The organism is Nostoc sp., assembly GCF_036917775.1.
Taxonomy (GTDB): domain Bacteria; phylum Cyanobacteriota; class Cyanobacteriia; order Cyanobacteriales; family Nostocaceae; genus Nostoc.
Window position 1 is genome coordinate 72,285 of record NZ_JBALEQ010000144.1, and the last position, 22,808, is coordinate 95,092.

Below are 22,808 nucleotides of genomic sequence, written 5' to 3' on the forward strand. Positions count from 1 at the left end.
CCTTTGTCCTCCTTGTCCCCATTCCCAATTCCCCATTCCCCGGTTTGTCAGTCGGAAATAGTGGCTTTTCAGATCAAAGATAGAGTATACTCTTCTTAACAGTTAATTAGTCTTTTTGTCATGGCTAACCTACTACTTGACGACGGTACAATTGAGAGCGATTTAGGCGAAATAGCTCGTGAACTTGCGCCTTTTGGCATTCAACTCAGACATTACGACCCAGGAACATCGCTACTCTTCCCCAATCTGTTAAACCAGGACGTTTTAACTGAGTCTGAGAAACGTTATTGTGTAGAACTCCATAACAGCGTCTTTGAATTTCTTCAGCAAGAAAATGGTGCTATCTGGTGTGACCTGCTAAATGTGCATCCAGGTTCCTTTAATCTTCACCATCTGATAGCAACCTACAGCCGTTACCATACTCATCCTGCACCTGAACCCCTCTACGTGTTAGCAGGAGAAATGATCTATGGCTTCGTGCGACCTGATGGCAGTCAGGTACAGCTTTTAGTTCAGGCACAAGACTATCTTTACATCCCTGCCGAGGTTGAGCATTGGTGTAGTCCAACTGCATCGTTGAATTTCAAAGCAGTACGCTATTTTGCGATCGCCGAAGGTTGGGTTCCCAATTATACAGGTACTCAAGTTAGTGATTCACTCAACAAGCCAGGTTAAAGCTCAATTTTATGAGCGCAAACTGTGATATTTCTTACTTAATGCTTTAACTCTAAACTCAATGTCCATCGATAACGTTTGCCGCTATCTTTCAGAACAGTATCCCGAAAGCTTTGCCACCTGGTTGTTAGGCAGAACCCCAGCAAACGTTAAAGACCTCAAAACAGAACAATCTCATCACAAGCCTTTTGCGGAGGAGCTTATGCAGGAATCTTTATTAGACAAGGAATTGAGCAGGGGAAACGAGAAGAGGCGTTGTCAGTATTCATGCGCCTACTTCCTCGGCGAATTGGTATAGTTGCTCCAGAATTGCGTAGGCAAAGCCCGTCGTAGACATCGCAGATTGAAGATTTGTCTCTTACTCAATTAGAGGATTTAAGTGAGGCGCTATTAGATTTTTCCACGTCATCTGACTTGACAAAATGGTTAAATAATGTATTGAAAAGCTGAAAGATTCATTCAACTTCCTCACAGAGAATTAACAGCGTTTCCATCGCCTCTGCTAGAGAAATCAACTCTGTCCAAGAGGAGCCACTAACTAGATTTTGGGCATGAGCTAATCGGTTTCGTAACTGTTCAGCAGACTTTAGGAAGCGTTCACCAAACCGTTTGGATTTTAATCCCAGTTGCTGGAGAAGTTCTGGCTGATTTAAAATCAACTCTCGCTTATCACAGAATTGCAGATAATCTAACAAATCCGTAGCTTCGTTTCTTTCCTGACTCTCTCGCCATAATCGTTGAGCAACATCTAAGCGCTCAGGTTTGAGGACTTTTTGCCAAGAATCTTGAGGATAGTAAATCCGCACCAGGCGCAGCAAATTCATTTCTAGGAGCGTTACCAAGCCGAACAGCAGCATTCGCGCGGGTGCTTTCTGTAAGTCGCCACAGGTAATAATACCACTTACCTGATTGCAGTCCAAAACAAACAATCGCGGAGTTTGTTGTAGGATGGGTAGCAACTTGATCAATGGGGTAGAAATGGCTATTAGTTCTTTGGGATGAAACACCCGTTGATAGTCGCCACACTTGCCTTCTTTGCCTTGAATCAAACTAGAGCGTTCTACATAACCGCTGATAATATCTCCTGTCTCAACGCCGATAACATCAAAATTTTGTGCCTCCATCCAATGCAGCACTTCTGTCACCTCCGCATTAGCTGGCATAGCTTTGAGGGGTTCTGCCACATATTCAATGGTGATATTGTTCTCAAATAAACTCCGCAGGTCTTGAGAACGCGATTTTAGGTGTTTCATCCTCCAGTTGTGAACTCACGCTTAGATAATCCTAGGTCTCTCACGCAATATCTGCGACGGGCTACGCCTACGCCAGTGGAATTTTCTGCCAGATTACCCCTGAAATCGCTATCTCGACAAATGCCATAGACCAATATCATACTATCCTAGTTGGTATCAAGATAGTGACGCTTAGACATTTTCAAGTAACAAAATATTTTACAACTACAAAAAAATAAATATTTATTTAGTTATTTGGATCAGATTAGTTGATTAATTTTGCTAAAAATGCCGAAAATTATCGCAAAAAAAATGTTATTACTAAAACGACATATCGAATTGATAGTTGGTAGAATTTTACCAAGATAACCAAAATTGATAAATAATTTATTATGCCACGAAAAGAACAAGGATGGGTTACATTTCAAACCTCAGAGGACGAGCGGAAGATTCTAGAGGAGTTTTGCGAACAGTCTCAACGCACAAAGACTGAGATTTTGCGAGAACTTGTGCGTAGTCTCACTCAGCACTCTTCAGCCGCCGTGTTACCACCACCTCAGCAGGAAAAACGGGAAGATATCTACTATACTCAAAAGCCTGAAATAGAAAGTACTATTGCCAAAAAATCACTAAAAGTTAGCTCTCGTAATATTCTTAAAGGTGTTGTTAAACGAGTTGTTTATGGAGCAGTTAATAGTGAGGTAACTCTAGAAATTATTCATAAAGTAGAATTAACCTCAATTATCACCAGAGCTTCGGCAGAAGAGTTAGAACTATCTGAGGGAAAAGAAGCTTATGCAGTGATTAAGTCGAACGATATTGTCATTGCTAGAGAATAAAAATCTAGTGTGGCAAAACTAGCTAGAGCAAAAACTTAAACCTAGTAAATTCGTTATTATTGAAAATTTTGGTTTACCTATTTACGCCTATTTCAATCATGAAAAATCTACTCTAGCGAGTTTTACCACTCTAGATAAAAATACGGGATTTTAGGCGTTGGGTATTAATTTTTGATGGTGAACTGCAAGATAAATTGAGTAAATGTCATTTGATGAAATTACAAAGCTAAAAGAATTATCAACAGCTAAGAAAAATTGCTGAGAGATTAACTGGTACAATTCTTGTTTTACTTGTTGCCAGCTTTTCAAAAATCTTGCTAACCAATTAATTGGCTTGCTATAGAGGCGTATATCTATGCGCCCCTACTGCTTTTAACCTTAATTTGACGAAGGTTACAACTTTTAGTCAGGATTTTTTGATAGAGTGATGCTTTGTCAAACGCTCTCATATTCATGTCGTCCCAGGTATCTCTCCCCCAATCGCTCCATCCATACCTACCCCTCACCGCTCTTGCGCCTATGCAGGATGTGACAAACCTCTGGTTTATGAAGGTCATTGCCCACTACGGTAGCCCTGACTACTTCTTCACCGAGTATTTCCGCGTCAATGATACCTCACGGCTCAATCGTAACATTCTGGCAGCAATCACCGAAAACGACACGGGCCGCCCCGTTTTTGCTCAAATGATTGGCGAAAGTATTCCAGACTTAGTAAGAACAGCAATTGATCTCTGCCGCTATAATATCGCTGGAGTTGATTTAAATATGGGCTGTCCAGCACCTAGAATCTATCGCAAAAATGTTGGGGGTGGATTGTTGCTCTCACCAGAAAAAATAGATCGGATTTTAGCAGAATTGCGGCAGGCAGTGAACGATCGCCCTTTAACTGTCAAGATGCGCGTAGGCTTTGAAAATACAGATAACTTTTACAAAATTCTAGATATAATCAATCGCCACAGCATTGATTTGTTGAGTTTGCATGGTCGCACAGTCAAAGATATGTACCACGGGGTAGTGAGATATGATTTGATTGCTGAAGCGGTTAGACGAGTTCATTGTCCAGTACTTGCCAATGGCAATATCAACTCTGCAAAAACTGCTATTGAAGTGCTTTCTCAAACGGGCGCGGCTGGTGTGATGGTAGGGCGCTGGGCGATTGGCAATCCTTGGATTTTTAATCAAATTCGGCAAGCTTTGCGCTTCGAGCCGATCGCACCCGTTCCTTTAGTAGAAGTACGCAAGTATATTGATCGTTTATGGCAAACCCCCACAGCAGCAACTATGCCAGAGCGATCGCGTGTAGGCTATCTGAAAATGTTCCTCAACTACATTGCCCTGAGTGTTGACACTGAAGGTCATTTCCTGCGGTTGATGCGACAGACGCAGACCGAGATAGAATTGTTAAACCTCTGCGATCGCGTTCTCCTTGGCGATCTGACGAAAACTTTAGCCCTAGCACCCTCCTTAAGCATTTAAGTAACTATGGCAATTATTTGAAATAGGCATTTTTGACGCTTTATGAATACGAATGCGAGGTGCTGAAAATAGTACCTCGCAATCTATCTGTGCTGTTTATTTATAGAAGAGTGTCAATCACCATTAAGCAACAACAATTTTGTCGTTGGTTAGTGCCAATCCAGCAGATAATTGGGCAAATTTTACCTGATTAAAGGCCGATGCACTGCCATCTTGGTCAAAGAACAGTCCACCTGTAGAAAAATCATAGATAAATCGTTGATTGCTTGTCGTTGCAGATGTTCCGACGATAAATTGATTTTTCTGAAGTGAACCTATTGATAACCCGCCACCAAAATCAGCAGCCGATACCTTAATCCGGTCATTAGTTACGTTGAAATCATAAAGATGATCAACACCTTGATTAAAGCCATTGAAAACAAAGGTATCATTACCATCATTTCCATAGAGGCTATCATTACCAAAACCACCTGTCAGGATATCATTTCCATTTCCACCTTTGAGGGTGTCATTTCCATTACCACCGCTAAGAGTATTATTGCCTAATGCGCCAAATGCAGAGATGTAATCATTACCATCACCTCCCAAGAGTAGGTTATTGCCTGTTGAATAATCAACAATCAATTTATCAGCACCAGCGCCACCGTTGAGAGTGTTATTGCCTGATGCCCTGCGATAAACTCCTTTTTCGTCGCCAGAATTGTCGTATTCGTAACCAGAGGCTGAGAGATAATCATTGCCATTATCTCCATTGAGTAGATTATCACCCGTTGAATAATCAACATTCAAATTATCGTCACCAGCACCACCGTTAAGGGTGTTATCTCCAGTAGTGTTATAAAAAGCTCCTCCGAAGCCGCGGCCGTAGCTAGAACCGGAGAGAGAATCATTGCCATCTCCCCCAGACAGCAGATTATTGCCTCGTGAATAGTTAACATTTAAGTAATCGCTACCAGTACCACCGTTAAGGGTGTTATTCCCCGAAGTGTTATCAAACCTGTAGCCCTCAAATTCTGAGGCAAAGAGAGAATCATTGCCATCGCCACCAGACAGCAGATTATTACCTGTTGAAATATTAGCATTCAAATTATCGTCACCAGCACCACCGTTAAGGGTGTTATTTCCAGAGGCAAGATTGATGGAGAGATAATCGTTATCATCACCACCATCCAGGAAGTTCTCGCCTTTAGAAAAGAAAGCACTCAAGGTATCGTTACCAATGCCACCCTTGAGGGTATTATTACCAGATACATCAGGGTCGTAGTAGCCACTAGAGGCAGAGAGATAATCATTGCCACTGGAACCATCCAGTAAGTTATCGCCTGCGGAACCGTCAGCAATCAAAGTATCGTTACCAGCGCCACCCTTGAGAGTGTTATTACCAGACACCACATCACCTTGGTAGTCCCCTAATGCCGAGAGAATATCATTGCCATCGCCACCAGACAAGAGATTATTGCCTGCTGAAGAGTCAACATTCAAGTTATCGTCACCAGCACCACCGTTGAGGATATTGTTTCCTGCACCACCCCTTAGCAAGTCATTACCAGCACCACCATCGAGGGAATCATTGCCAGTATCACCAATAAGGGTGTCGTTCCCCGCACCGCCAATGAGAGTATCATTTCCCGTACCACCCCGCAGCAAGTCGTTGCCACTCTTGCCGTTGATGCGGTCATTCCCACCCTGACCATTGATGACATCATTTGAGTTATCGAAACCTGTAACTTTGTTGTCGAGGTCATTGAGAAAAGTCACCGTGTTCTTGTTGAACACGCTAGTTGCAGTGGAGTTGGCATCAAAGACATCAAAACTATCGGTGATGCTAGTTTGCCCATCAAACAGGATATTACCAATAGCTGGTCTGTTTCCAGAAGCTTTCAGGTTATCAAGGTTTTCTAATTTGAAGTTTTTTAGAATCGTTTTGGTATTAGCAACACCATCAAAGGTGATTTCCAGATTGTTACCATTCTGGGTAAGCAACAGATTTTGGGCAGTCAAATCAGCACCCTGGAATTTGATCGTATCCACTTCGGCAATAACTGCTGCTGTCGGGTTTGTTCCTTTACCTATGCCACCAAAATCAGTGATAGTATCAGTCCCATCACCCAAGTTGTAAATAAATTTATCCTTGCCGCCACCACCAGTCAAAGCGTCATCACCCTGTTTAGCTGTAATGGTATCGTTGCCTACTTTACTATTAATTATGTCAGCGCCATTACTGCCCAGTAAAGTATCATTACTGTTAGTTCCAATAATATTTGTCATAACTTTTACCTTCCTTAATCGATATTCCCGTAAATTTAAATTTCTCAGCCCTGATTTAGTACTGTTTTAGAACACAAAAACCCGCCGATAGTTGACACTTTCGACATATTTTGGTTTCCCTCTGGAGGGACAGTAATTTTTCTTGAAAATCCACACTATTGAGCAGATTACAACTAGCACCTATCTACATATCAAAATCTCATGCACTGTACAAATTAATGACTTTGTGCATGAACTCAAATAGTTCATTTCAGGCTTTTTACAAGCATCCTTGATTAAATAGCGTAGGCGCAGCCTCAACTTAGGCATTCTTGAAAAAGCATCACAAAATCAAGCTTAAATGCCTGAAAATCCACTTCATACTTGAATTTTTCTCTCAATGCGTAAATCCTAGTGTCTTGAAAATAGGGAACAGTTAACTCTTGATACAGAAGGTTATTTTCATCCTCTGGTTGTGGGCTATAGCCTGTTGGTGTCTAGCTTAAAAGAGAGAACATTTAAATAACCTGATACTAACTAAATACTGAAGTTTGCTTGTATGTCTATACTTCAAAAAGTATCTTTGCATACTCTTTACATTGTAGGAAAAATATGTAGGTAAATAGTCGTAAAAAAAGTAACCTATGTAAAGATAAATAAATCGCAATCGGTTTGAAGAAGAAATCAGAATGGGCTACGCCCCGCTACGCTAACAAAGACGTTTCCGTTACTTTGGTCATAATCAAGATGCTCTCTACGAGACGCTGTGCTATCCGCCAATCATACAGAATTCAGGATGAATCCTGACTCCTAAATTCTGTTTTGATAAATGGGAAAAGCTTGGTCTATAAAGACTTTGGCATAAACTTTCTTCGAGGAGGAAAACCAAAATGCAAGGAGTCAGACATAGTTTTGTTGGAAGAATGCCTGAAATATGATTAATTTGTTGTTACATACTTGTAAATTTTTCTGCCAACCTACTTATGTGCTAAAAAATCCTCTTAGTGTGTTCTTCACATTTTCAGAGTTTATAGTTAAGATTTTGCAGATAGCAGGCACAAAGAAGTTTGAGCCGAGGCTTTCAAAGCAGGAAACCTCAAGATGCTTGAAGGATTGATAAAAATACATCTTTTTATTTTTGAGCGCTGCGATGCCTGCGGTTCTTGCTCGCCTACGCCTGGTAATAGATTATGTCTATGCAATAATCGCGATCGCTTGCCAAAATAACAGACGCAGAGATCCTCAAACGGATTGCGATCGCAATTCACATTAGTTCATTATCGTCAGGCGACGGAAGCAACAGTTATACAAAGGTATAAATAGATAGTGTTGAGATGATTTACCTCTAAACTGAGTTGAGCAATTTCCAAAGCTTTTTGGTACAGTATTCTAGAAAATCCAGATGACGAAGATAGGCGATGGCTAATTGCAATTGCCAGTTTATTGCTCAAAATCAAGAACGCAGTTGCTATGATCAAACGCCTACTTGTGGTAGAGTCTCCCGGAAAAGTCAAAAAACTCAGTCAAATTCTGGGTTCAGATTGGAAAGTTTTAGCCAGTTGTGGCCATATCCGAGAACTCAGCAATGAAGGGGACGATTCCTTGGGCTTCGTCATGGACGGCAGTAATGTAAGGTGCAATTACGTCCCGCGTGACCAACGAGCGAAAGAAACAATCCAGAAGCTTAAGTCTGCGGTGAAGCAGGTTGATGAAGTTGTCTTAGCAACTGACCCAGACCGAGAAGGCGAGACGATCGCTTGGCATCTTAAAGAAACGCTGGGTTTAAGGGAACCGAAACGAGTCATTTATACTGAGATTACAGCATCGGCGGTACAGAGTGCGATCGCTAATCCCAGAAAGCTAGACCAAAACTTAATCGGTGCTGGGCTGTGCCGAGATTGTCTAGATAAATTGGTGGGTTATAAAGGTAGCCCTTTAGTTTGGGCATTGAATAACGGCGCGAAGAGCGTTGGCAGAGTCCAAAGCGCGACGTTGCACCTAATTTGTCAGCGAGAAAACGAAATTCTGGCTTTTGTCCCCCAAGATTACTGGAGTGTCTGGGTAGATTATGCTGAAGGATTTCGGGCTTTTTACAAAGGGACGGTCGATTCTGCAAAAGATGCAACAGAACAAGAAACTGAAACTCACGATGATGCAAAGGTAGGTAATAGTCCAGAAACACCGGAGTCTAAGCGCGTTCTTTCGGAAGCAGAGGCTACACGTTTAGTTGAAGAAGCACAGCGACATCCTCATCAGGTGATTCATTTTGAAGGAAAAATCGTTAACCGCCAGCCACCTCCACCATTTACAACTTCCAGCCTTCAGCAAGCAGCCGGTTCAAAGCTGAGGTTTGCTCCCGACAAAACCATGATTGTGGCCCAAAAGCTGTATGAGGCAGGGCTGATTACATATATGCGAACAGACTCAGTGATGCTCAGTCCAGAATTTTGTGCTAGCGCCCGTAAATGGTTAGAGCAAAATGATCCGCAGAATGTACCGTCGCAAGTTGCCAAGCATCGCAGTAGCAAATCGGCTCAAGAAGCACATGAAGCGATTCGTCCAACGGATGTATTTCGTCCCTCAGCTCAATTGCGTTTAGAACTTCCTGATGATGAGTTTAATTTGTATGTGATGATTTGGAAGCGGTCAATTGCTTCTCAGTGTCGTGCTGCCCAATTACGTAAAACTCTTGTGATTACTCAGTCTGGTTCTCTACTGTGGTCAGCCAGAGGGCAAGTAATTGAATTTTACGGTTATGCTCGATACTGGAATAATCTCAGCAAGGACAGTGTTTTACCTTCATTACAACAGGGACAAGCATTGAAACTGGAGAATGCTGGACATGAAAAGAAGCAGACGCAGCCACCACCCCGTTATAGTGAACCAAAATTGGTGCAACTGATGGAACGTAAAGGAATTGGTCGCCCAAGTACTTATGCTCCTACTGTTACTACCTTAAAAAAACGAAATTATGTCGAGTTGAAAAAAGACCATCTTCAACCAACAGCTTTAGGGTTAGAAGTTGATGCGTTTTTGCTTAAAGCACTACCAGATTTACTAGAGGCAGAATTTACAGCGAAAATGGAGGATGCCCTTGATGCAATTTCCGAAGGAAAAAACTCTTGGCAACATTATTTAACTAGTTGGAATCAGAATTACTTTGTACCAGCACTATCCAAAGCTAAAACTGTAGTTGCGAGTTCCCCAAAAGGTAAAGCTAATGTGATAACTGAGCGCAAATATGAAACTTCCAAAACGCGATGCCCTGAATGCAAAAATTTTCTCGCCAAAATTCCAAGTACTAAAGTTAAAAAGAAATATTTCCTCAAATGCACAAAAGGCTGTGAAAATATCGTGCTATTTTGGAGCGACTTTAATAAAACTTGGCAGCCACCACAAACTAAAGTAGTTCAGGCTGAAAATAAACAAAAGCCTCCCGTCAAGATAACGGCATATCCCTGCCCAGTATGCAAGAAACCTCTAGAGGAGTACAGTTATATCAAAGAGGGGCAGAGTAAGACAATGTTGCGATGTTCTAACGCACAATCCCGTAAAGATACGAAACATAAAGATGTAGCTTATTTCAGTACGCCACAAGGGTGGTGGAGTCCTAAGTTCGGGGAGTTGAATTGTTAGGCTCCACCGATGATATCTCTAAATAAGTTTGTAATCAGGACTTTAGTCCTTGTTAGAGATGTTATTTAGTAAAAATAAAATTACTGTAGCGTGTCTGATTTTGCAGGTATCCGGGCTGTACGCTCAATTGCCACAATTATTTAGCAAAATTCTCTCACTGTATCATCAAGTAGGGTGCATGGTTTTTCTGTGAGTGTATTCACCTGGGATGAATGTACTATACTTGGATGTCTTCCACGGCTCATGACATCACAATTGATTGGGGTGATCGCTGTTCAGCAAATTTGCCTTCTTTTAAATTAGCATCTCCACTACTTGAGAATATCTCCCACTATTTAACCTTTGACGAACCTGATGCTCGGAGATATGGACACGGATTTGTGATGATTCGACTACATAAGCTGCCATCACAGAGCCAAATTGAGCTGCATCAGATAAAGATTTACCATTCAACATTTCGTGTAAAAAGCCTGCAAAAAGGGCATCACCTGCTCCAATAGCATTAGTGGAGGTCACAGTAGCGAAACTACATATTTTATTTTTTCTCAGTATGCCTTCTTTATAATAGATATGAACGCCTTCTGCTCCGAGAGTTACAATTAACGAGCCAACTACCATGTGCTTAAACAATTGGTCAATATTTCTTGTGCTTAAAAGTTGACAAGCATGTTCTGCTTCTTGCTTATTCATAATCGTCACGTTAGCTTTACTTAAGAGATAAGCCAACTCATTCTTTTCATACTCGTAAATTGCATATGAGGGATTAAACGCTAAAAACTCACCTTGAAATGTATTTACTAACTTAATGAGTGTCTTGCGGATTAAACTGTGTCGACTACCAGTCAAAATAAGACATCTTGATTTATTACATCGGGAATATATTTCGGTGGTAATTGTATCGGGCAGAGTACTACGTAAGTAGATACTATGATGATGGTATTCAGTCAATACAGATACAAGAAAGTCACTATCGCCTTCTATGGGCACAAGTCCAATTTTTTCTAATTGTGCAGAAGAAAGCGTTTTATCTACAAGCACCTGATTATGTCGACCAAAAGGACCAACTAGCCGTGGATGCCGTCCAAAATGGGAAAGATACCAGCATATGTTAAAGGCTGGTCCTCCCATCTCTTGATGCACATAATCTAGGATCACCGTAACGTCTGCTGGTGGCAGTGAAGGTTGGCGTACGATACACTCAACTATAATGTCACCCACACACACAATATCACTATCAGTACTCATTTGCTTGTACTTGTGTCCGCCATATCTACTTGAACTATAACTGGTGACCCATCTGGTAACAAATTAGTATCAAAATCACAAAAAATCGATGGAGCTTCAACCTTTAAATACTTTAATAACTCAGCAGACACTTGTCGCATCTCTTGATCGCCTGGAATTGAACCTCGAATCTTAAGGAAGTGACGCAGAGCGCGTGCATTCGCGGTTACAAATATCTTTGTTTCGGTAGCATTAGGCAATATACTACGAGCAATCGAATGTATAGCACGTCTGCTCTCTCTCTTTTGCATCCCAATCCCTACTTTTGTTTCAAACTCCTCAAGTGATTTTAAAATTTCATTGTAAGACTCCTTTACTTCCTTTACTGCTCGCTGCCAAGCAGCTTGTGCATTAGGAAATTCTTTTAACTGTGATGGCTCTATAAATTCTGCATCTTTTTCATCATGATATTGCTGAGAGAGCTGACTAAAAGCAAATCCTACACGATGACGTACTAACTGGTGAGTAAATGCTCGGGAGACTCCAGTCAAAAGAAAAGACCAGTTGACATGTTCTAAAACACTCTCATGTTCCATTTGAATAAGATGCTGAATATACTCGGCATTAGTCTTTGGAGATTGATTTTTTCCAAAGGACATATAGCAGACGCGACCAGCAGTTTCTACAATTTCTTCAGGTGCTGTTATGTTAGTACTACGTGTCCAGGATGTTTCCTGATCGTACAAAAAGGAGAGAAATACATCTATATCAAAGCATGGGCGGCTAACAAGGTAGATTTTCAGGCTCATTGTCTGTAACCAGTTTTCTAGGTGAAGTGTATAACTGAATTATTATGGCTGTTTTTTTTCGGTAGTAGTTCTACTAGTTGACGGAGTTAAATTAGGAAGATTTTGATACTGCTCTAACTTACCTACTCTACCATTTAAATTTTTAACATCTTTTTCAAAATCAACAAGACTTTTATTTGCCTTCATTAGCTCCATATCTTTCCTAAGATCACTGAGCGGTTCTCTCCATCCAGGCGTAAAAAAGTACGAAAAAAAAGAAACGATCGCGCCCACTACTAATGTTGCAAACGCCGAGTATAACGGTGCTTTAGTTAACATATTGTTTGTTATCTCTGTAGCCCGTCTGTTAATATCTAGAAAATCGGCAGAGAGTCGATCAATAGCTTCTTGAGTAGGAGGCTGTGCGCTACTACCATGACGCTGAAACCAATCTTTCTGTACTGTGTCAGATAATTCAAATATTAGTAAAGTAACAATCGGCTTATGTTTTTCTAAAACATAGTCTTGGCTCCCCATATTAATAATAGTAAAACGCAATCGACCAGAGTAACCTGGATCAATATGTCCAGGGTTTGTCATAAGAATTCCTTGAAAAGAAACACGTGAAGGTGGAAAACCGATAGCAGCTAGATTATTAGGTAAACAAAGTTCTTCCAGAGTAGATACAACTGCTGTGTGTCCAGCTCTTAAAATATGTTGTGACTTAGGATTTAACTCACTACCATAATCTTCTTTTTTACAATCTGGAATAAAAATATCTCCGATATGCAGATCAATCGATGTAGCTTGAATAGGTGATTTTTCACTATACCAATCTATAGGTTGTTCTATACCATTAATGATAGGTTTTTGTTGTGTTACGTAGGCAAGCAGTTGTTTATCTGTAAGTAGCTTCATCATCAGTTTTTGTTCATAAGATAAATTAACGTTATTCAGTAACTTTCCTATCGTGTTACCAATGTTATCTCTATCGAAGAAAGCATATCTCACTGTTTTTATCTGAGGTGCATTGCTTCGATAAATTAATTCCAGATCGGTACCTATTTCTCAAATTATATCGTAACATTCTGGTTGCTAAAACTTACTTAAACAGTAAGTAGTTTACTCAACCTTTTTCAAACTGCTGTCCAACTAATATCTTCGTACTAAGGAAAGTTGGCTTGATAGACTACTAATGGTAACGGAAGTTTACCTACCTTTAACAAGTTGCTCAAGCCCCAAGTCTTGTTAATTGAGATGGTAGCTGGATTTACGCTGTGTTGTACTAAGTATTTATAAACATGGACTGACCTTAGCCGCAAGTTCTGCGGGGTTCATCTGCTCGTAGTGTTCAAAGGGTTGGTGAATCCAGGGGTTGTCAGCCAAGTAATCGACATAATAATCGGGTGTTATAACTGAACAGGCTTTATACCAAAGAACGGCGGTGCAAATTTCCTCAATTGGGGAATCACTATTTTGCTTGAGCCAAGGTATAGTCTGTTGGAGTGTGATACCAGAGTCTACTAAGTCATCTACTAAAAGAATGCGCGAACCTAACTTTTCGGCAGTCATTGTCAAGTGGCGGGAGAAAATTAAATTACTTCTTTCTTGCTTACCAGCGCCACTGTAAGATGAGGTTGCTAAGATTGCCAGTGGTTGCTGATATATCCGGGAGAGAATATCTCCAACTCTTAATCCTCCTCTGGCAAGACAGATAATCTGGTTAAATTCCCAACCGGATTGATAAATCTGGATAGCCAGTTGTTCAATTTTTTGGTAATAATCTGACCAAGAAACATAAAGGTCTGGCATAAGTCTAACGGGAGTGGTAGATGGCTAGTATTGAAAACAATCGCAAACTTTTTATTTTAGTATGAGCGCAAGTTATTATGAAAGATTCTGCTGCTGATGGCGATGCCCAACGAGATATTCTTAGTGAAAAACTCGATTTAAAAACAAAGCTGGCTTATGGTGCAGGGGATTTAGGGCCAGCAATTACTGCAAATATCTCCGTTTTTTATCTGCTGATTTTCTTTACGAGTGTCGCTGGTATCCCTGCGGGTTTAGCTGGCACTATTTTGATGATTGGCAAAATCTGGGATGGAGTAAACGATCCGCTTGTCGGGTTTCTGACTGATAAAACGAAATCTCGCCGTTGGGGCCGTCGTCTTCCTTGGATGTTTTATGGAGCAATCCCCTTTGGAATTTTCTTTTTCTTGCAATGGATTGTACCGCAATTTAGTGCAAATAAGAGTGATAATATTTGGCCGCTATTCTGGTATTACGTAGCGATTGGGGTGATATCTCAAGCATTTTACACGGTTGTGAATTTGCCTTATACGGCGATGACTCCAGAACTAACTCAAGATTACGACGAACGCACCAGCCTTAACAGCTATCGCTTTACATTTTCCATTGGTGGCAGCATTCTGTCATTGATTTTAACAGGAATTGTTTTTTCGCAGATTGCCGATCGCCAACAACGATATCTGGTTTTAGCGGGAATTTGTACTGTAATTTCGATTTTAGGATTATATTGGTGCGTTTTTGGAGTCCGCGATCGCATCTTGGCTTTTGAGGCTAAACGCATCCAAACCGAGGAACCTGCATCTCTCCCCTTCGGCGAACAGCTAAAAATAGTCTTCAGCAACCGACCTTTTCTATTTGTTATTGGTATATATCTTTTTTCTTGGCTAGGTGTGCAGATAACAGCCAGCATTATTCCCTATTTTGTAGTCAATTATATGGGTCTCAAAGAAGAATCAGATGTGCCCATAGTCTTGATTGCAGTGCAAGGAACTGCTCTGCTGATGTTATTTGTCTGGGGAGCGTTAAGTAAAAAAATTGGGAAAAAAATTGTTTATTTTATGGGAATGAGTTTGTGGATTTTAGCAGCGATAGGACTATTTTTCTTACAGCCTGGTCAAATAGTTTTGATGTATGTAATGGCTGTTATGGCAGGGATTGGTGTATCCACAGCTTATCTAATTCCCTGGTCGATGATTCCAGATGTGATTGAATTAGATGAACTGCAAACGGGACAGCGCAGAGAAGGCATTTTTTATGGATTCATGGTTTTGCTACAAAAATTTGGTTTAGCTTTCGGACTATTTTTAGTGGGAAATGCTTTGCAAGTATCGGGTTTCAAAGAATCCGTAGCCGGAAGTCCACTACCCATCCAACCAGAATCGGCACTGTTTGCTATTCGTATTGCTGTTGGCCCCATACCTACCGTTTGTTTGCTTTGTGGCTTAGTTTTAACGTATTTTTACCCGATTACCCGCGAGATGCACGCAGAAATTCTGCTAAAACTCAAAGAACGCCAAGAGAAGAGGGGAAGTTAAAATAATTCGTAATTCGTAATGGGCTACGCCCCGCTACGCTGTTTTCATGCCCAAAGGGGCTGTACGTAATTCGTAATTATGTTTTGTAAGGGAGATTTTAATTAGGCATCAAAATGTACTGTCTGTAAAGGTAGGGGAATTAAACCCCCAAACTTGGCTAATACTGTTTGGAAAAACCAAGAATCTTAGCATCTTTAAACCTGAGAGTGTCAAAGTTTCAAACCCTTAACTGAGTTACCGCAATATTGCCGGAAAAACATACATCCACATCACTACCAGGGGTGCGATCGCGTTTGCCATATTCTCCTACATAATAAAAATCATCGCCTTCAATTCGATAGTTGACAGGCAAAGGTCTGCTACAGGCTTGGCAAAAGACTATTTCAGGATGTGGTTCTCCTGGTTGCAGATTCGGCAAGTTCACATTCCAAAAGCTTCCCGGTTCTAGGGGACGCTTGAGTAAGTCAGCTAAAACTTCAGTTGTCAATTCGGCAGCCAGATCCCAATCAAAATTCTGCTTGGCTTTGCGATAGTGGGAAATAGCAATTCCGGGAATACCGTGCATTGCGGCTTCCCGCACAGCAGCCACTGTACCAGAAATGTAGACATCGACTCCCAAGTTGCCCCCAGCATTGATACCTGAAAGCACACATTTGACATCTGCGTCAATTTGTGTTAATGCAATTCTCACACAATCGGCAGGAGTGCCTGCGATCGCATATTCAGTCTCAGAACGTCGCTGAAGGTTGATGGCGCGAGTGGTAGTTACTTGATGTCCACAGCCAGACTGATGATCGGCAGGAGCCGCGATGATAAAATCTTTACCGTTTACAGCTTTAATCAGAGCTTTTATACCGGGGGCATCAATCCCATCGTCGTTAGTTAAAATTATGCTCATGTATATATTATTTTAGATTTAGCCAAAATACCAGAAAAATTGCACACATAACCCATAAAAGGGTATGGCAGGACAAGCAACTTGCATATATGAAAACTTATACTTCTTTCTGCCAAAAATATTAATTATACGATATCATTTCTAGATGGTTTGCAAATTCCGCCCTAAGTATTTGGGTTAATTCCCAAAATGGGCGGTATTTCTTGTTAGCTTTAGTGCTTGCAACCGCGATCGTCACAAGTTTGTGCAATCAAAAAATCCCGTAAAATATCTATCTGCTGGTAGTAGCAAAAACTTGATCCCGGAGAAAACCGCGAACGAGGTGATTTTTGTACTAGTTCTGTAGTATTTTTGGTGCAAGTCTGTCTTAGGGATCACACGATGAAACAGCTCCTCAAACAAATATTTAGTAGTCAAAAACACCTCATCCGGCTGGTTTTAACATTGGTGACGGTTATTTTAACAGCCTCGCTGTTTGCTGCACCTGCTCTAGCCACAGGTGTGTATCAATTACCCAGCCTCACAGCAGACACCTGGGTTTTGGATCAAGGTGAGGTTATCAGCCGTCTGAACGAAGGTAAGATTAGCAGTGCTTTCGAGGATTTGGCAAAACAAACAAATAAGCAAGTCAGAATTGTGACTGTTCGCCGCCTTGACTACGGTGAAACACCAGAAAGCTTTACCAAAGAGTTGTTTGAAAAATGGTTTCCGACAAAAGAAGCCCAAGCAAATCAAACTTTATTGGTTATTGACACAGTTACCAATGGTACTTCCATTATTACTGGGGATGAAGTTAAACCTTTACTCACTGACGCTATTGCCGAGAGTGTCGCTACAGAGACAGTAAGTGTGCCGTTACGCAATGGTAACAAATACAATCAGGCATTTCTAGATGCTAGCGATCGCCTTGTTGCCGTCCTCTCCGGTAAAGCCGATCCGGGGCCACCCCAAGTTACTGACAATGTACAGGTAGAAGGTACTTACAAGAAAGCAGAAGAAACCAACCAAGGTAACGCTACTGCTTGGGTAGTAGGATTGTTAATTGCCGCCACCGTCATCCCAATGGCGACTTACTACATTTATCAGATAAATCAGCCATCATCTGATGGGTAATGACAGAGTTGTTCAATTTTAGATTTTGAATTTTGGATTGAAGAAAAATCTAAAATCTAAAATCTAAAATTGGCTTAATCCTGAACATACTCTAGCCCTTTTACTAAAGCCACCTCAGCCCGAACAAATTCTCGACCCAAATAAGCCGCATGATTTAATTGAGTTACAGGCAAGGGCTGAGTTTCTTCAAAAATCTTCACGCAAAGTTCTTTAGCCGTCCTCGCACTAAAAACCGTTGTGTAAGTTCGTTCTACCTTTCCTCGTGCCGGAATTACCTTCCCCGTTTCGGGATCGACAGCTAAACCGCGATCGTCAATTACGTTTGTGAAATGCTTGGCATAAATTAACCCCGCGTCTCGATCTAAGTAAATAATGAAATATCCACCGGGATCGAGGTCAATATGACGCTGGGAAAGTTTATCATCAATTGCGGCTAAATCTTCAACTATTAAATCCATAAGCATTATAAAAAGAAATTTTCTTTTTTCAGGGTTTTTACACTCTATATTAAGTGTAATTCGTCGTTCACCCTCTGCCTTGGCAAACTTTTAAGAATCCCGGTTACTAAATGGCAACTCTGCATTAATCGCCTCAATCTCCTGCTGTTCGAGTTGATTCACTTCCTTAATATAGGGACGGATAATTTGCCCTAAACGATTGTTGTAAAAGCGGTGCAGACTATGATTAGGCATAGCAGGGAAACCACGCCGTTTTTTGTGGCGGCCACCCGCGCCAGGATCAAAAATTTGGATTCCGTTAGCGATCGCCCACTCAATAGGCGCATAATAGCAAGCATCAAAATGTAAGCAATCTATTTCTTGAAAACTTCCCCAATAGCGTCCATAGAGTTTGTCACCTTTAAACAAACAAAAGGACATTCCTAAAGGATGAGAATTATCTTCTTCGCTATATGCCGCGACAAACAAGACTCGATGGCGATAATCATTGTGTAGCTGCTCAAAAAACCTCTGGGTGAGATACTTGCTACCCCACCAGCCAAATTTATCACAGGTGTCAGCATAAAACTGGTACATCGAAGGAAATAAAGAGTAGGGAATTTCATCACCACTCAGAGGTTGCAATCTTAAACCAGCTTTCTCTACAGCTTTACGTTCCCGCTTGATATTGCGGCGTTGATTGGCGTTAAAGACTTTCAAGTAGTCATCAAAAGTTTTAAAGCCAGCATTTTCCCAGACGTAGCTGTGGTGCAACCAAGTTGTAAAACCATGCCGTTCCAGCATCGGCCGCCATTGGGGATCAACGTAGAGAAAATGACATCCAGAAATCCGATTTTTGGAGCAGAAAGTGTCAATTTCATGCACCATCATCGCGGTGATTTCGTCTTCATCTTCTCCTGGGGCGATTAAAAAACGATAACCTTCAGCTGGGGTAAATGGTGTCATGCCCAGCAATTTTGGGTAATATTGAACTCCGATGCGATCGGCTAACTCTGCCCATTGGTGATCAAATACAAATTCACCAGAACTATGTCCTTTGAGATAAAGTGGTGCAGCCGCAATCAGCGTTCTATCCCGCCACAATGTCAAGTGATTTGGCAACCAACCAGTTTTAGCAGTAGCACTTTGGGAGGTTTCGAGATTATTTAGCCACTCCCATTCTAAAAATGGCGTTTTGAGTGGCATTGCTAAAGCATTCCAGGCATTTTGCGATACTTCAGCGATTTTGTTCGTCCAAATGACAGAATAGCGAGGCTTAAGTTGTTCTACCATCTCAGGGGAGCAGGGGAGCAGGGGGGCAGGGAGCAGGGGGCAAGGGGCAGGGAGGGGGACAAGGGAACAAGAGGTGAGAACTTGAAACAAGTCTTTCCCCTTGTCCCCAATTCTCCTTGTCCCCAAGTCCTCTTCCCAATTCCCAATGCCTAATAACTTAACTTAGCGTAATCTAATCTGTTGGTTGTTGCAGGCGATAGTGCAAAAACACTTCTTGCTCAACAGTATGAACTTCTAAAAGTTGCAACTTGGGAGCTAAATCGGGTAAAAAACCTTTCCCTTCTACAGGTGTGGGGGCAGTACTACCACCTAAAATCAGGGGACAGACGGTTAGCCATAATTCATCAATTAAATCTAAGCCCAGCAGGGCAGCGACTAATTCACCTCCACCCAAAACCACCAACCGTGTTATATCTATATTGGCTAGATGCTTCAAAGCTGCGGGAATGTCAATTTCTCGCGTTGGTGTTTCAAAAACCAGAATCTGCTCAAATTCTGGAGGACACTCTTGTGTTCTGGTTCCCAGAGTTGAAGGAAGCGTCTGTAAACAACGTCTTTTCCATGAAAGTGTTCCTAGTGCTGTCGTGAGTAGCCAACGTCTAACTGGTTGCTTAAAAAAGTTAATTTCCGGATTGAGGTTTCCAGAGTGTGTAATCACTATATGAACTGGCTGCGGAGGCTTCCCTTCTTGTACCCGAAGTCGCACTAGACTTGGATCTGATACAGTAAGTGTCGTTCCATAAGCCCGGAGAGTACCAGCACCGAATAAAACCGCATCAGAGGCAGCGATTTGTTTTTCTAGATGTGCTTTATCAACCCTTGAGCCAAACCGAGCAGGCGATCGCCTAAAATCTGCTATCTTGCCATCTGCACTCATTGCTAAAACAACTGTAGTATGAGGACGATGTTGCAACATTAAATTGATTTGATAGTTGGAATATTTTCTTTCTTTGTATGTATATTCTCAAAAAAAATCAATGCCTGCAAGTAATTTATTTACAATTTTACCACTGTATTTATATGCAACACAAACCACTTTTAAATCTAGCATATATGAGTTTTGGTATACCACGTTTCTTTTTAAAAGATAGCAATTTGTTATTTTTAAACATTGAAAATAAAATTGTGATAATTTAATAAAATGTCTCATCTAGCCAGTCTAATTACATATCTTTGCTGTTGTGGTTTGCAGATGCAAAGTGAGACACTCGATGACTAATTCCCGTCAATCTTCCTTTCGTCGAATTTTAGTAACGAGAATATTGCTGCTGTTCGTTCCAGTTTTACTTGTAGGCGAGATTGTGGCCTTGAACAAGGCACGTTCTAGCATATTGGCAACTGCGCGTCAAAATTTAACAGAAAGCGCCATTAGTAAAGGAGAGAGAATTGGCGATGCGATCGCAATCTTAAAAGCTAATTTGCTGAGTGTAAGTAAAACAACGGTCATTCCGTCGGGTTCGCCTATCCAAGAGCAAGAAATTCTCACGCAGCTAAAACAACAACTGCCAGCCAATATTGAGTGCATCCAATTAACGGATCTCCTAAATCAAAAAATAATTGCCAGTAGCTGTGGAGATCAAGCAATTGGAGAATTAACATTCTCTCTGCCTAGTGATGGAATTGATGTCAAAAAAATCTTCCCGCCAAAGGCAGGAATGACTGGAAAAAGAAACGCACAAAATCAATTACAATTAGTTTTATCTGCACCAGTCTTCGATAAGCGAAAAAATTTAGTTTATAGCTTAAGTATTCAGTCTGCATTGTACCAACAAACCAGAAATCCACCGGGATCGCTTACAGGCGCTATGGTAGTGATTGCTGAAGATGGGACAATTTTGGCACATCCATTTGCAGACTGGGTGGGAAGTAAGATTGATCAACATCCAAATGCTTCCCAACTCAAGAGCATAATTAAAAATGCACTTGCAGGACGAAATGATTCGATAGATCTGTCTTTTAAAGAGGGAAACGAATTAGTAGCTGGTTATACAGCTATTGCCAATCCACTCACCCAAGAGCAGCAGCAAAAATGGATAGTCTTAGCTGTTACTAGTGTCGATAATGCACTTTTTGGTTTAGAAGAAATTAAACTAATTCTTATTGTTTTGACCGTTGGTTCGATTGGTGCAAGTTTGTTAGCATCCCTATATTTAGCTCCTTACTTGGCACGTCCTGTAGAAGAATTACGAGACTACGCTCTCAATATTCACTCTCACCACGCTGCACAACCAGTTCCCCACAATTTCCAAATTCGGGAATTCAATCAACTGGCCCAAGCATTAGACCAAATGGTAGAACGGCTCAAAGCTGGGGCAGAAGAATTAGAAATAGCTTGGAAAGAAGCAAAAAACGCTAACCAGATTAAAAGCCAATTTTTGGCTACGACTTCCCATGAATTGAGAAACCCATTACATACTATTATTAACTGCATTCGTGTGGTTGAAGATGGCTTATGTGATAGCCGGGAAGAAGAAATGGAATTCCTCAAACGTGCCAATGAAACAACGATTCATTTGCTAAATATTATTAATGATTTACTCGACATTTCTAAAATCGAAGCGGGTAAGCTCTCTGTAGTTATCACACCTCTTGATCTCCGACAAATATTGCTAGAGGTGATTAATTTACAATCAGTTAATGTTCAACAAAAGGGCTTGCAATTGAAATGCGAGTTAGAACCTCAACCGATACCAATTAAGGCAGACACGGCAAAACTAAAGCAGGTGCTGATTAATGTTATTGGCAACGCTACTAAGTTCACCGACACAGGAAGCATCACCATTGCTACTGAAATTCAATCTAGTAATGGTAAATCTCAAGTAGTGGTAATAGTTAAAGATACAGGTATTGGCATTGATCCCAATCAACAGCACAAACTATTTCGCCCCTTTGTGATGGTGAATGGCACAACTGCGCGTCAGTTTGAAGGGACTGGACTCGGACTCGCAATTTCACGAAACTTAATCGAACTTATGGGAGGTAGCATTACTATTGAGAGTACCGGACTTCATCAAGGTACGACACTAAAGATTACCTTACCCTTGATTGATATCTCCCTGTTACCTGTTGACAACAAAGAAGAAAAAGTCGGGAATCTGGGATTTTCCTCTGGAAAGAAGGGGGCAAAAGCAAACCAATACTCTAGCCTACAGCAGTCTGGGGAAAGCTCCTCTTTGGAGAGCAACAAAGCTGTAAAAGCAGTTGTAGACAAAGAGAAGTCGATGAAATTCCAGGTGTTACTTGGGAATGAGACTTACGAGATTAGCTTTTCGCCGCAGCAAACTATCTTGGTAAGTATTCCAAAAACAGAAGTTTATGCAAATGGGACTTCTGAAAGGTAATTTGGCTCTTCAGTTCCTTTTATGGAGTCGAATAATAAATAAAATCTAATCAAAGCCTATGTTCCTTGCTATGACTAGATTTTAAATTTTTGAGCCTTTCTATAAAACGGCTATTTTAATGCTGTAACATAAAACCAACGCAAGAGCCGGTAATTTTTACTAGACTCTAATTCTAACTGGAGTTTAGACTAAGCCATGCAAAATGACCCAGCAGGGCTGAGTTAATCAGAGACTTAGCAAAAGTATGAATAATCTTAGGTATTAA

At 41.1% G+C, this 22,808-nt stretch carries 18 protein-coding genes and 1 pseudogene; 9 read left to right on the forward strand and 10 right to left on the reverse strand.

The genetic code is table 11. The features are described from left to right. Window positions 1–120 precede the first annotated feature (120 nt). The 3 genes from V7K69_RS29040 to V7K69_RS29050 all read left to right on the forward strand — a co-directional run bounded on the left by V7K69_RS29040 (window position 121) and on the right by V7K69_RS29050 (window position 1,125). Entirely contained in the window at window positions 121–675 is a 555-nt protein-coding gene (locus V7K69_RS29040) for a 1,2-dihydroxy-3-keto-5-methylthiopentene dioxygenase (protein WP_335040960.1), read from the forward strand. A 61-nt stretch (window positions 676–736) separates the two neighbouring features. Continuing rightward, the gene (locus V7K69_RS29045; RefSeq protein ID WP_335040962.1) at window positions 737–973 is read left to right on the forward strand and encodes a hypothetical protein; all 237 of its coding nucleotides are present in this window, start codon (window positions 737–739) and stop codon (window positions 971–973) included. Window positions 974–1,026: 53 nt separating this feature from the next. After that, window positions 1,027–1,125 carry a DUF4351 domain-containing protein gene (locus tag V7K69_RS29050; protein ID WP_442936204.1) on the forward strand — a complete coding sequence of 33 codons (99 nt, stop codon included), beginning with the start codon at window positions 1,027–1,029 and terminating at the stop codon, window positions 1,123–1,125. Between the two features lie 5 nt (window positions 1,126–1,130). Here the strand turns inward: V7K69_RS29050 and V7K69_RS29055 are convergent, their stop codons facing one another. Then, window positions 1,131–1,928: a hypothetical protein gene (locus V7K69_RS29055; protein ID WP_335040964.1), complete on the reverse strand. Its 798-nt coding sequence runs from the start codon at window positions 1,926–1,928 to the stop codon at window positions 1,131–1,133. Window positions 1,929–2,299: 371 nt separating this feature from the next. Here V7K69_RS29055 and V7K69_RS29060 point away from each other — a divergent pair, with 371 nt between their 5' ends. Both V7K69_RS29060 and V7K69_RS29065 read left to right on the forward strand, forming a co-directional pair. Then, complete coding sequence (locus V7K69_RS29060) at window positions 2,300–2,746, forward strand: TOBE domain-containing protein (RefSeq protein ID WP_335040966.1); 447 nt, start codon at window positions 2,300–2,302, stop codon at window positions 2,744–2,746. 453 nt (window positions 2,747–3,199) lie between these two features. Then, on the forward strand, window positions 3,200–4,222 hold the full coding sequence (locus tag V7K69_RS29065) for a tRNA-dihydrouridine synthase family protein (RefSeq protein WP_335040997.1): 1,023 nt from the start codon (window positions 3,200–3,202) through the stop codon (window positions 4,220–4,222). Window positions 4,223–4,345: 123 nt separating this feature from the next. Here V7K69_RS29065 and V7K69_RS29070 read toward each other — a convergent pair. Continuing rightward, window positions 4,346–6,490 (reverse strand): annotated as a pseudogene (locus V7K69_RS29070) (beta strand repeat-containing protein); the annotation flags it as partial. Between the two features lie 1,449 nt (window positions 6,491–7,939). Here V7K69_RS29070 and topA point away from each other — a divergent pair. Beyond that, entirely contained in the window at window positions 7,940–10,105 is a 2,166-nt protein-coding gene (gene topA, locus V7K69_RS29075; RefSeq protein WP_335040970.1) for a type I DNA topoisomerase, read from the forward strand. 294 nt (window positions 10,106–10,399) lie between these two features. Here topA and V7K69_RS29080 read toward each other — a convergent pair whose 3' ends face one another. The 4 genes from V7K69_RS29080 to V7K69_RS29095 all read right to left on the reverse strand — a co-directional run bounded on the left by V7K69_RS29080 (window position 10,400) and on the right by V7K69_RS29095 (window position 13,929). Then, the gene (locus V7K69_RS29080; protein WP_335040972.1) at window positions 10,400–11,350 is read right to left on the reverse strand and encodes a carbohydrate kinase family protein; all 951 of its coding nucleotides are present in this window, start codon (window positions 11,348–11,350) and stop codon (window positions 10,400–10,402) included. After that, the gene (gene thyX, locus V7K69_RS29085) at window positions 11,347–12,138 is read right to left on the reverse strand and encodes an FAD-dependent thymidylate synthase (protein WP_335040975.1); all 792 of its coding nucleotides are present in this window, start codon (window positions 12,136–12,138) and stop codon (window positions 11,347–11,349) included. The genes V7K69_RS29080 and thyX overlap by 4 nt, the downstream gene beginning before the upstream one ends. 42 nt (window positions 12,139–12,180) lie before the next feature. Further along, on the reverse strand, window positions 12,181–13,038 hold the full coding sequence (locus V7K69_RS29090) for a dCTP deaminase (protein WP_335040977.1): 858 nt from the start codon (window positions 13,036–13,038) through the stop codon (window positions 12,181–12,183). 372 nt (window positions 13,039–13,410) lie between these two features. Next, window positions 13,411–13,929, reverse strand: a complete 519-nt coding sequence (locus tag V7K69_RS29095; protein ID WP_335040979.1) for a phosphoribosyltransferase — start codon at window positions 13,927–13,929, stop codon at window positions 13,411–13,413. A 77-nt stretch (window positions 13,930–14,006) separates the two neighbouring features. On the opposite strand from V7K69_RS29095, the gene V7K69_RS29100 reads away from it, so the two are divergent. Beyond that, the gene (locus V7K69_RS29100; RefSeq protein ID WP_335040981.1) at window positions 14,007–15,461 is read left to right on the forward strand and encodes an MFS transporter; all 1,455 of its coding nucleotides are present in this window, start codon (window positions 14,007–14,009) and stop codon (window positions 15,459–15,461) included. 217 nt (window positions 15,462–15,678) lie between these two features. Here V7K69_RS29100 and surE read toward each other — a convergent pair whose 3' ends face one another. After that, window positions 15,679–16,359, reverse strand: a complete 681-nt coding sequence (surE, locus tag V7K69_RS29105; RefSeq protein WP_335040983.1) for a 5'/3'-nucleotidase SurE — start codon at window positions 16,357–16,359, stop codon at window positions 15,679–15,681. Between the two features lie 381 nt (window positions 16,360–16,740). On the opposite strand from surE, the gene psb32 reads away from it, so the two are divergent. Then, complete coding sequence (psb32, locus tag V7K69_RS29110; protein WP_335040985.1) at window positions 16,741–17,472, forward strand: photosystem II repair protein Psb32; 732 nt, start codon at window positions 16,741–16,743, stop codon at window positions 17,470–17,472. 74 nt (window positions 17,473–17,546) lie between these two features. Here the strand turns inward: psb32 and V7K69_RS29115 are convergent, their stop codons facing one another. From V7K69_RS29115 to V7K69_RS29125, 3 genes are all read right to left on the reverse strand, one after another. Beyond that, a complete protein-coding gene (locus V7K69_RS29115; protein ID WP_335040987.1) occupies window positions 17,547–17,930 on the reverse strand; it encodes a DUF4346 domain-containing protein in 384 nt (127 codons plus the stop codon). A gap of 90 nt (window positions 17,931–18,020) precedes the next feature. After that, complete coding sequence (locus V7K69_RS29120) at window positions 18,021–19,202, reverse strand: GNAT family N-acetyltransferase (protein WP_335040989.1); 1,182 nt, start codon at window positions 19,200–19,202, stop codon at window positions 18,021–18,023. Window positions 19,203–19,374: 172 nt separating this feature from the next. Further along, window positions 19,375–20,118, reverse strand: coding sequence for a RibD family protein (locus V7K69_RS29125; RefSeq protein WP_335040991.1), 744 nt, complete (start codon window positions 20,116–20,118; stop codon window positions 19,375–19,377). A 295-nt stretch (window positions 20,119–20,413) separates the two neighbouring features. Here V7K69_RS29125 and V7K69_RS29130 point away from each other — a divergent pair, with 295 nt between their 5' ends. After that, entirely contained in the window at window positions 20,414–22,543 is a 2,130-nt protein-coding gene (locus V7K69_RS29130) for a sensor histidine kinase (RefSeq protein ID WP_335040993.1), read from the forward strand. Window positions 22,544–22,808 lie beyond the last annotated feature (265 nt).

Bases quoted from the DNA above. Each gene is read 5' to 3' on its own strand.
- surE (WP_335040983.1), bottom strand. From the start codon at position 16,359: ATGAGCATAATTTTAACTAACGACGATGGGATTGATGCCCCCGGTATA.
- V7K69_RS29060 (WP_335040966.1), top strand. From the start codon at position 2,300: ATGCCACGAAAAGAACAAGGATGGGTTACATTTCAAACCTCAGAGGAC.
- topA (WP_335040970.1), top strand. From the start codon at position 7,940: ATGATCAAACGCCTACTTGTGGTAGAGTCTCCCGGAAAAGTCAAAAAA.
- thyX (WP_335040975.1), bottom strand. From the start codon at position 12,138: ATGAGCCTGAAAATCTACCTTGTTAGCCGCCCATGCTTTGATATAGAT.
- V7K69_RS29130 (WP_335040993.1), top strand. From the start codon at position 20,414: ATGACTAATTCCCGTCAATCTTCCTTTCGTCGAATTTTAGTAACGAGA.
- V7K69_RS29120 (WP_335040989.1), bottom strand. From the start codon at position 19,202: ATGGTAGAACAACTTAAGCCTCGCTATTCTGTCATTTGGACGAACAAA.
- V7K69_RS29090 (WP_335040977.1), bottom strand. From the start codon at position 13,038: ATGATGAAGCTACTTACAGATAAACAACTGCTTGCCTACGTAACACAA.
- V7K69_RS29080 (WP_335040972.1), bottom strand. From the start codon at position 11,350: ATGAGTACTGATAGTGATATTGTGTGTGTGGGTGACATTATAGTTGAG.
- V7K69_RS29040 (WP_335040960.1), top strand. From the start codon at position 121: ATGGCTAACCTACTACTTGACGACGGTACAATTGAGAGCGATTTAGGC.
- V7K69_RS29045 (WP_335040962.1), top strand. From the start codon at position 737: ATGTCCATCGATAACGTTTGCCGCTATCTTTCAGAACAGTATCCCGAA.
- V7K69_RS29065 (WP_335040997.1), top strand. From the start codon at position 3,200: ATGTCGTCCCAGGTATCTCTCCCCCAATCGCTCCATCCATACCTACCC.
- V7K69_RS29095 (WP_335040979.1), bottom strand. From the start codon at position 13,929: ATGCCAGACCTTTATGTTTCTTGGTCAGATTATTACCAAAAAATTGAA.
- V7K69_RS29100 (WP_335040981.1), top strand. From the start codon at position 14,007: ATGAAAGATTCTGCTGCTGATGGCGATGCCCAACGAGATATTCTTAGT.
- V7K69_RS29125 (WP_335040991.1), bottom strand. From the start codon at position 20,118: ATGTTGCAACATCGTCCTCATACTACAGTTGTTTTAGCAATGAGTGCA.
- V7K69_RS29055 (WP_335040964.1), bottom strand. From the start codon at position 1,928: ATGAAACACCTAAAATCGCGTTCTCAAGACCTGCGGAGTTTATTTGAG.
- V7K69_RS29115 (WP_335040987.1), bottom strand. From the start codon at position 17,930: ATGGATTTAATAGTTGAAGATTTAGCCGCAATTGATGATAAACTTTCC.
- psb32 (WP_335040985.1), top strand. From the start codon at position 16,741: ATGAAACAGCTCCTCAAACAAATATTTAGTAGTCAAAAACACCTCATC.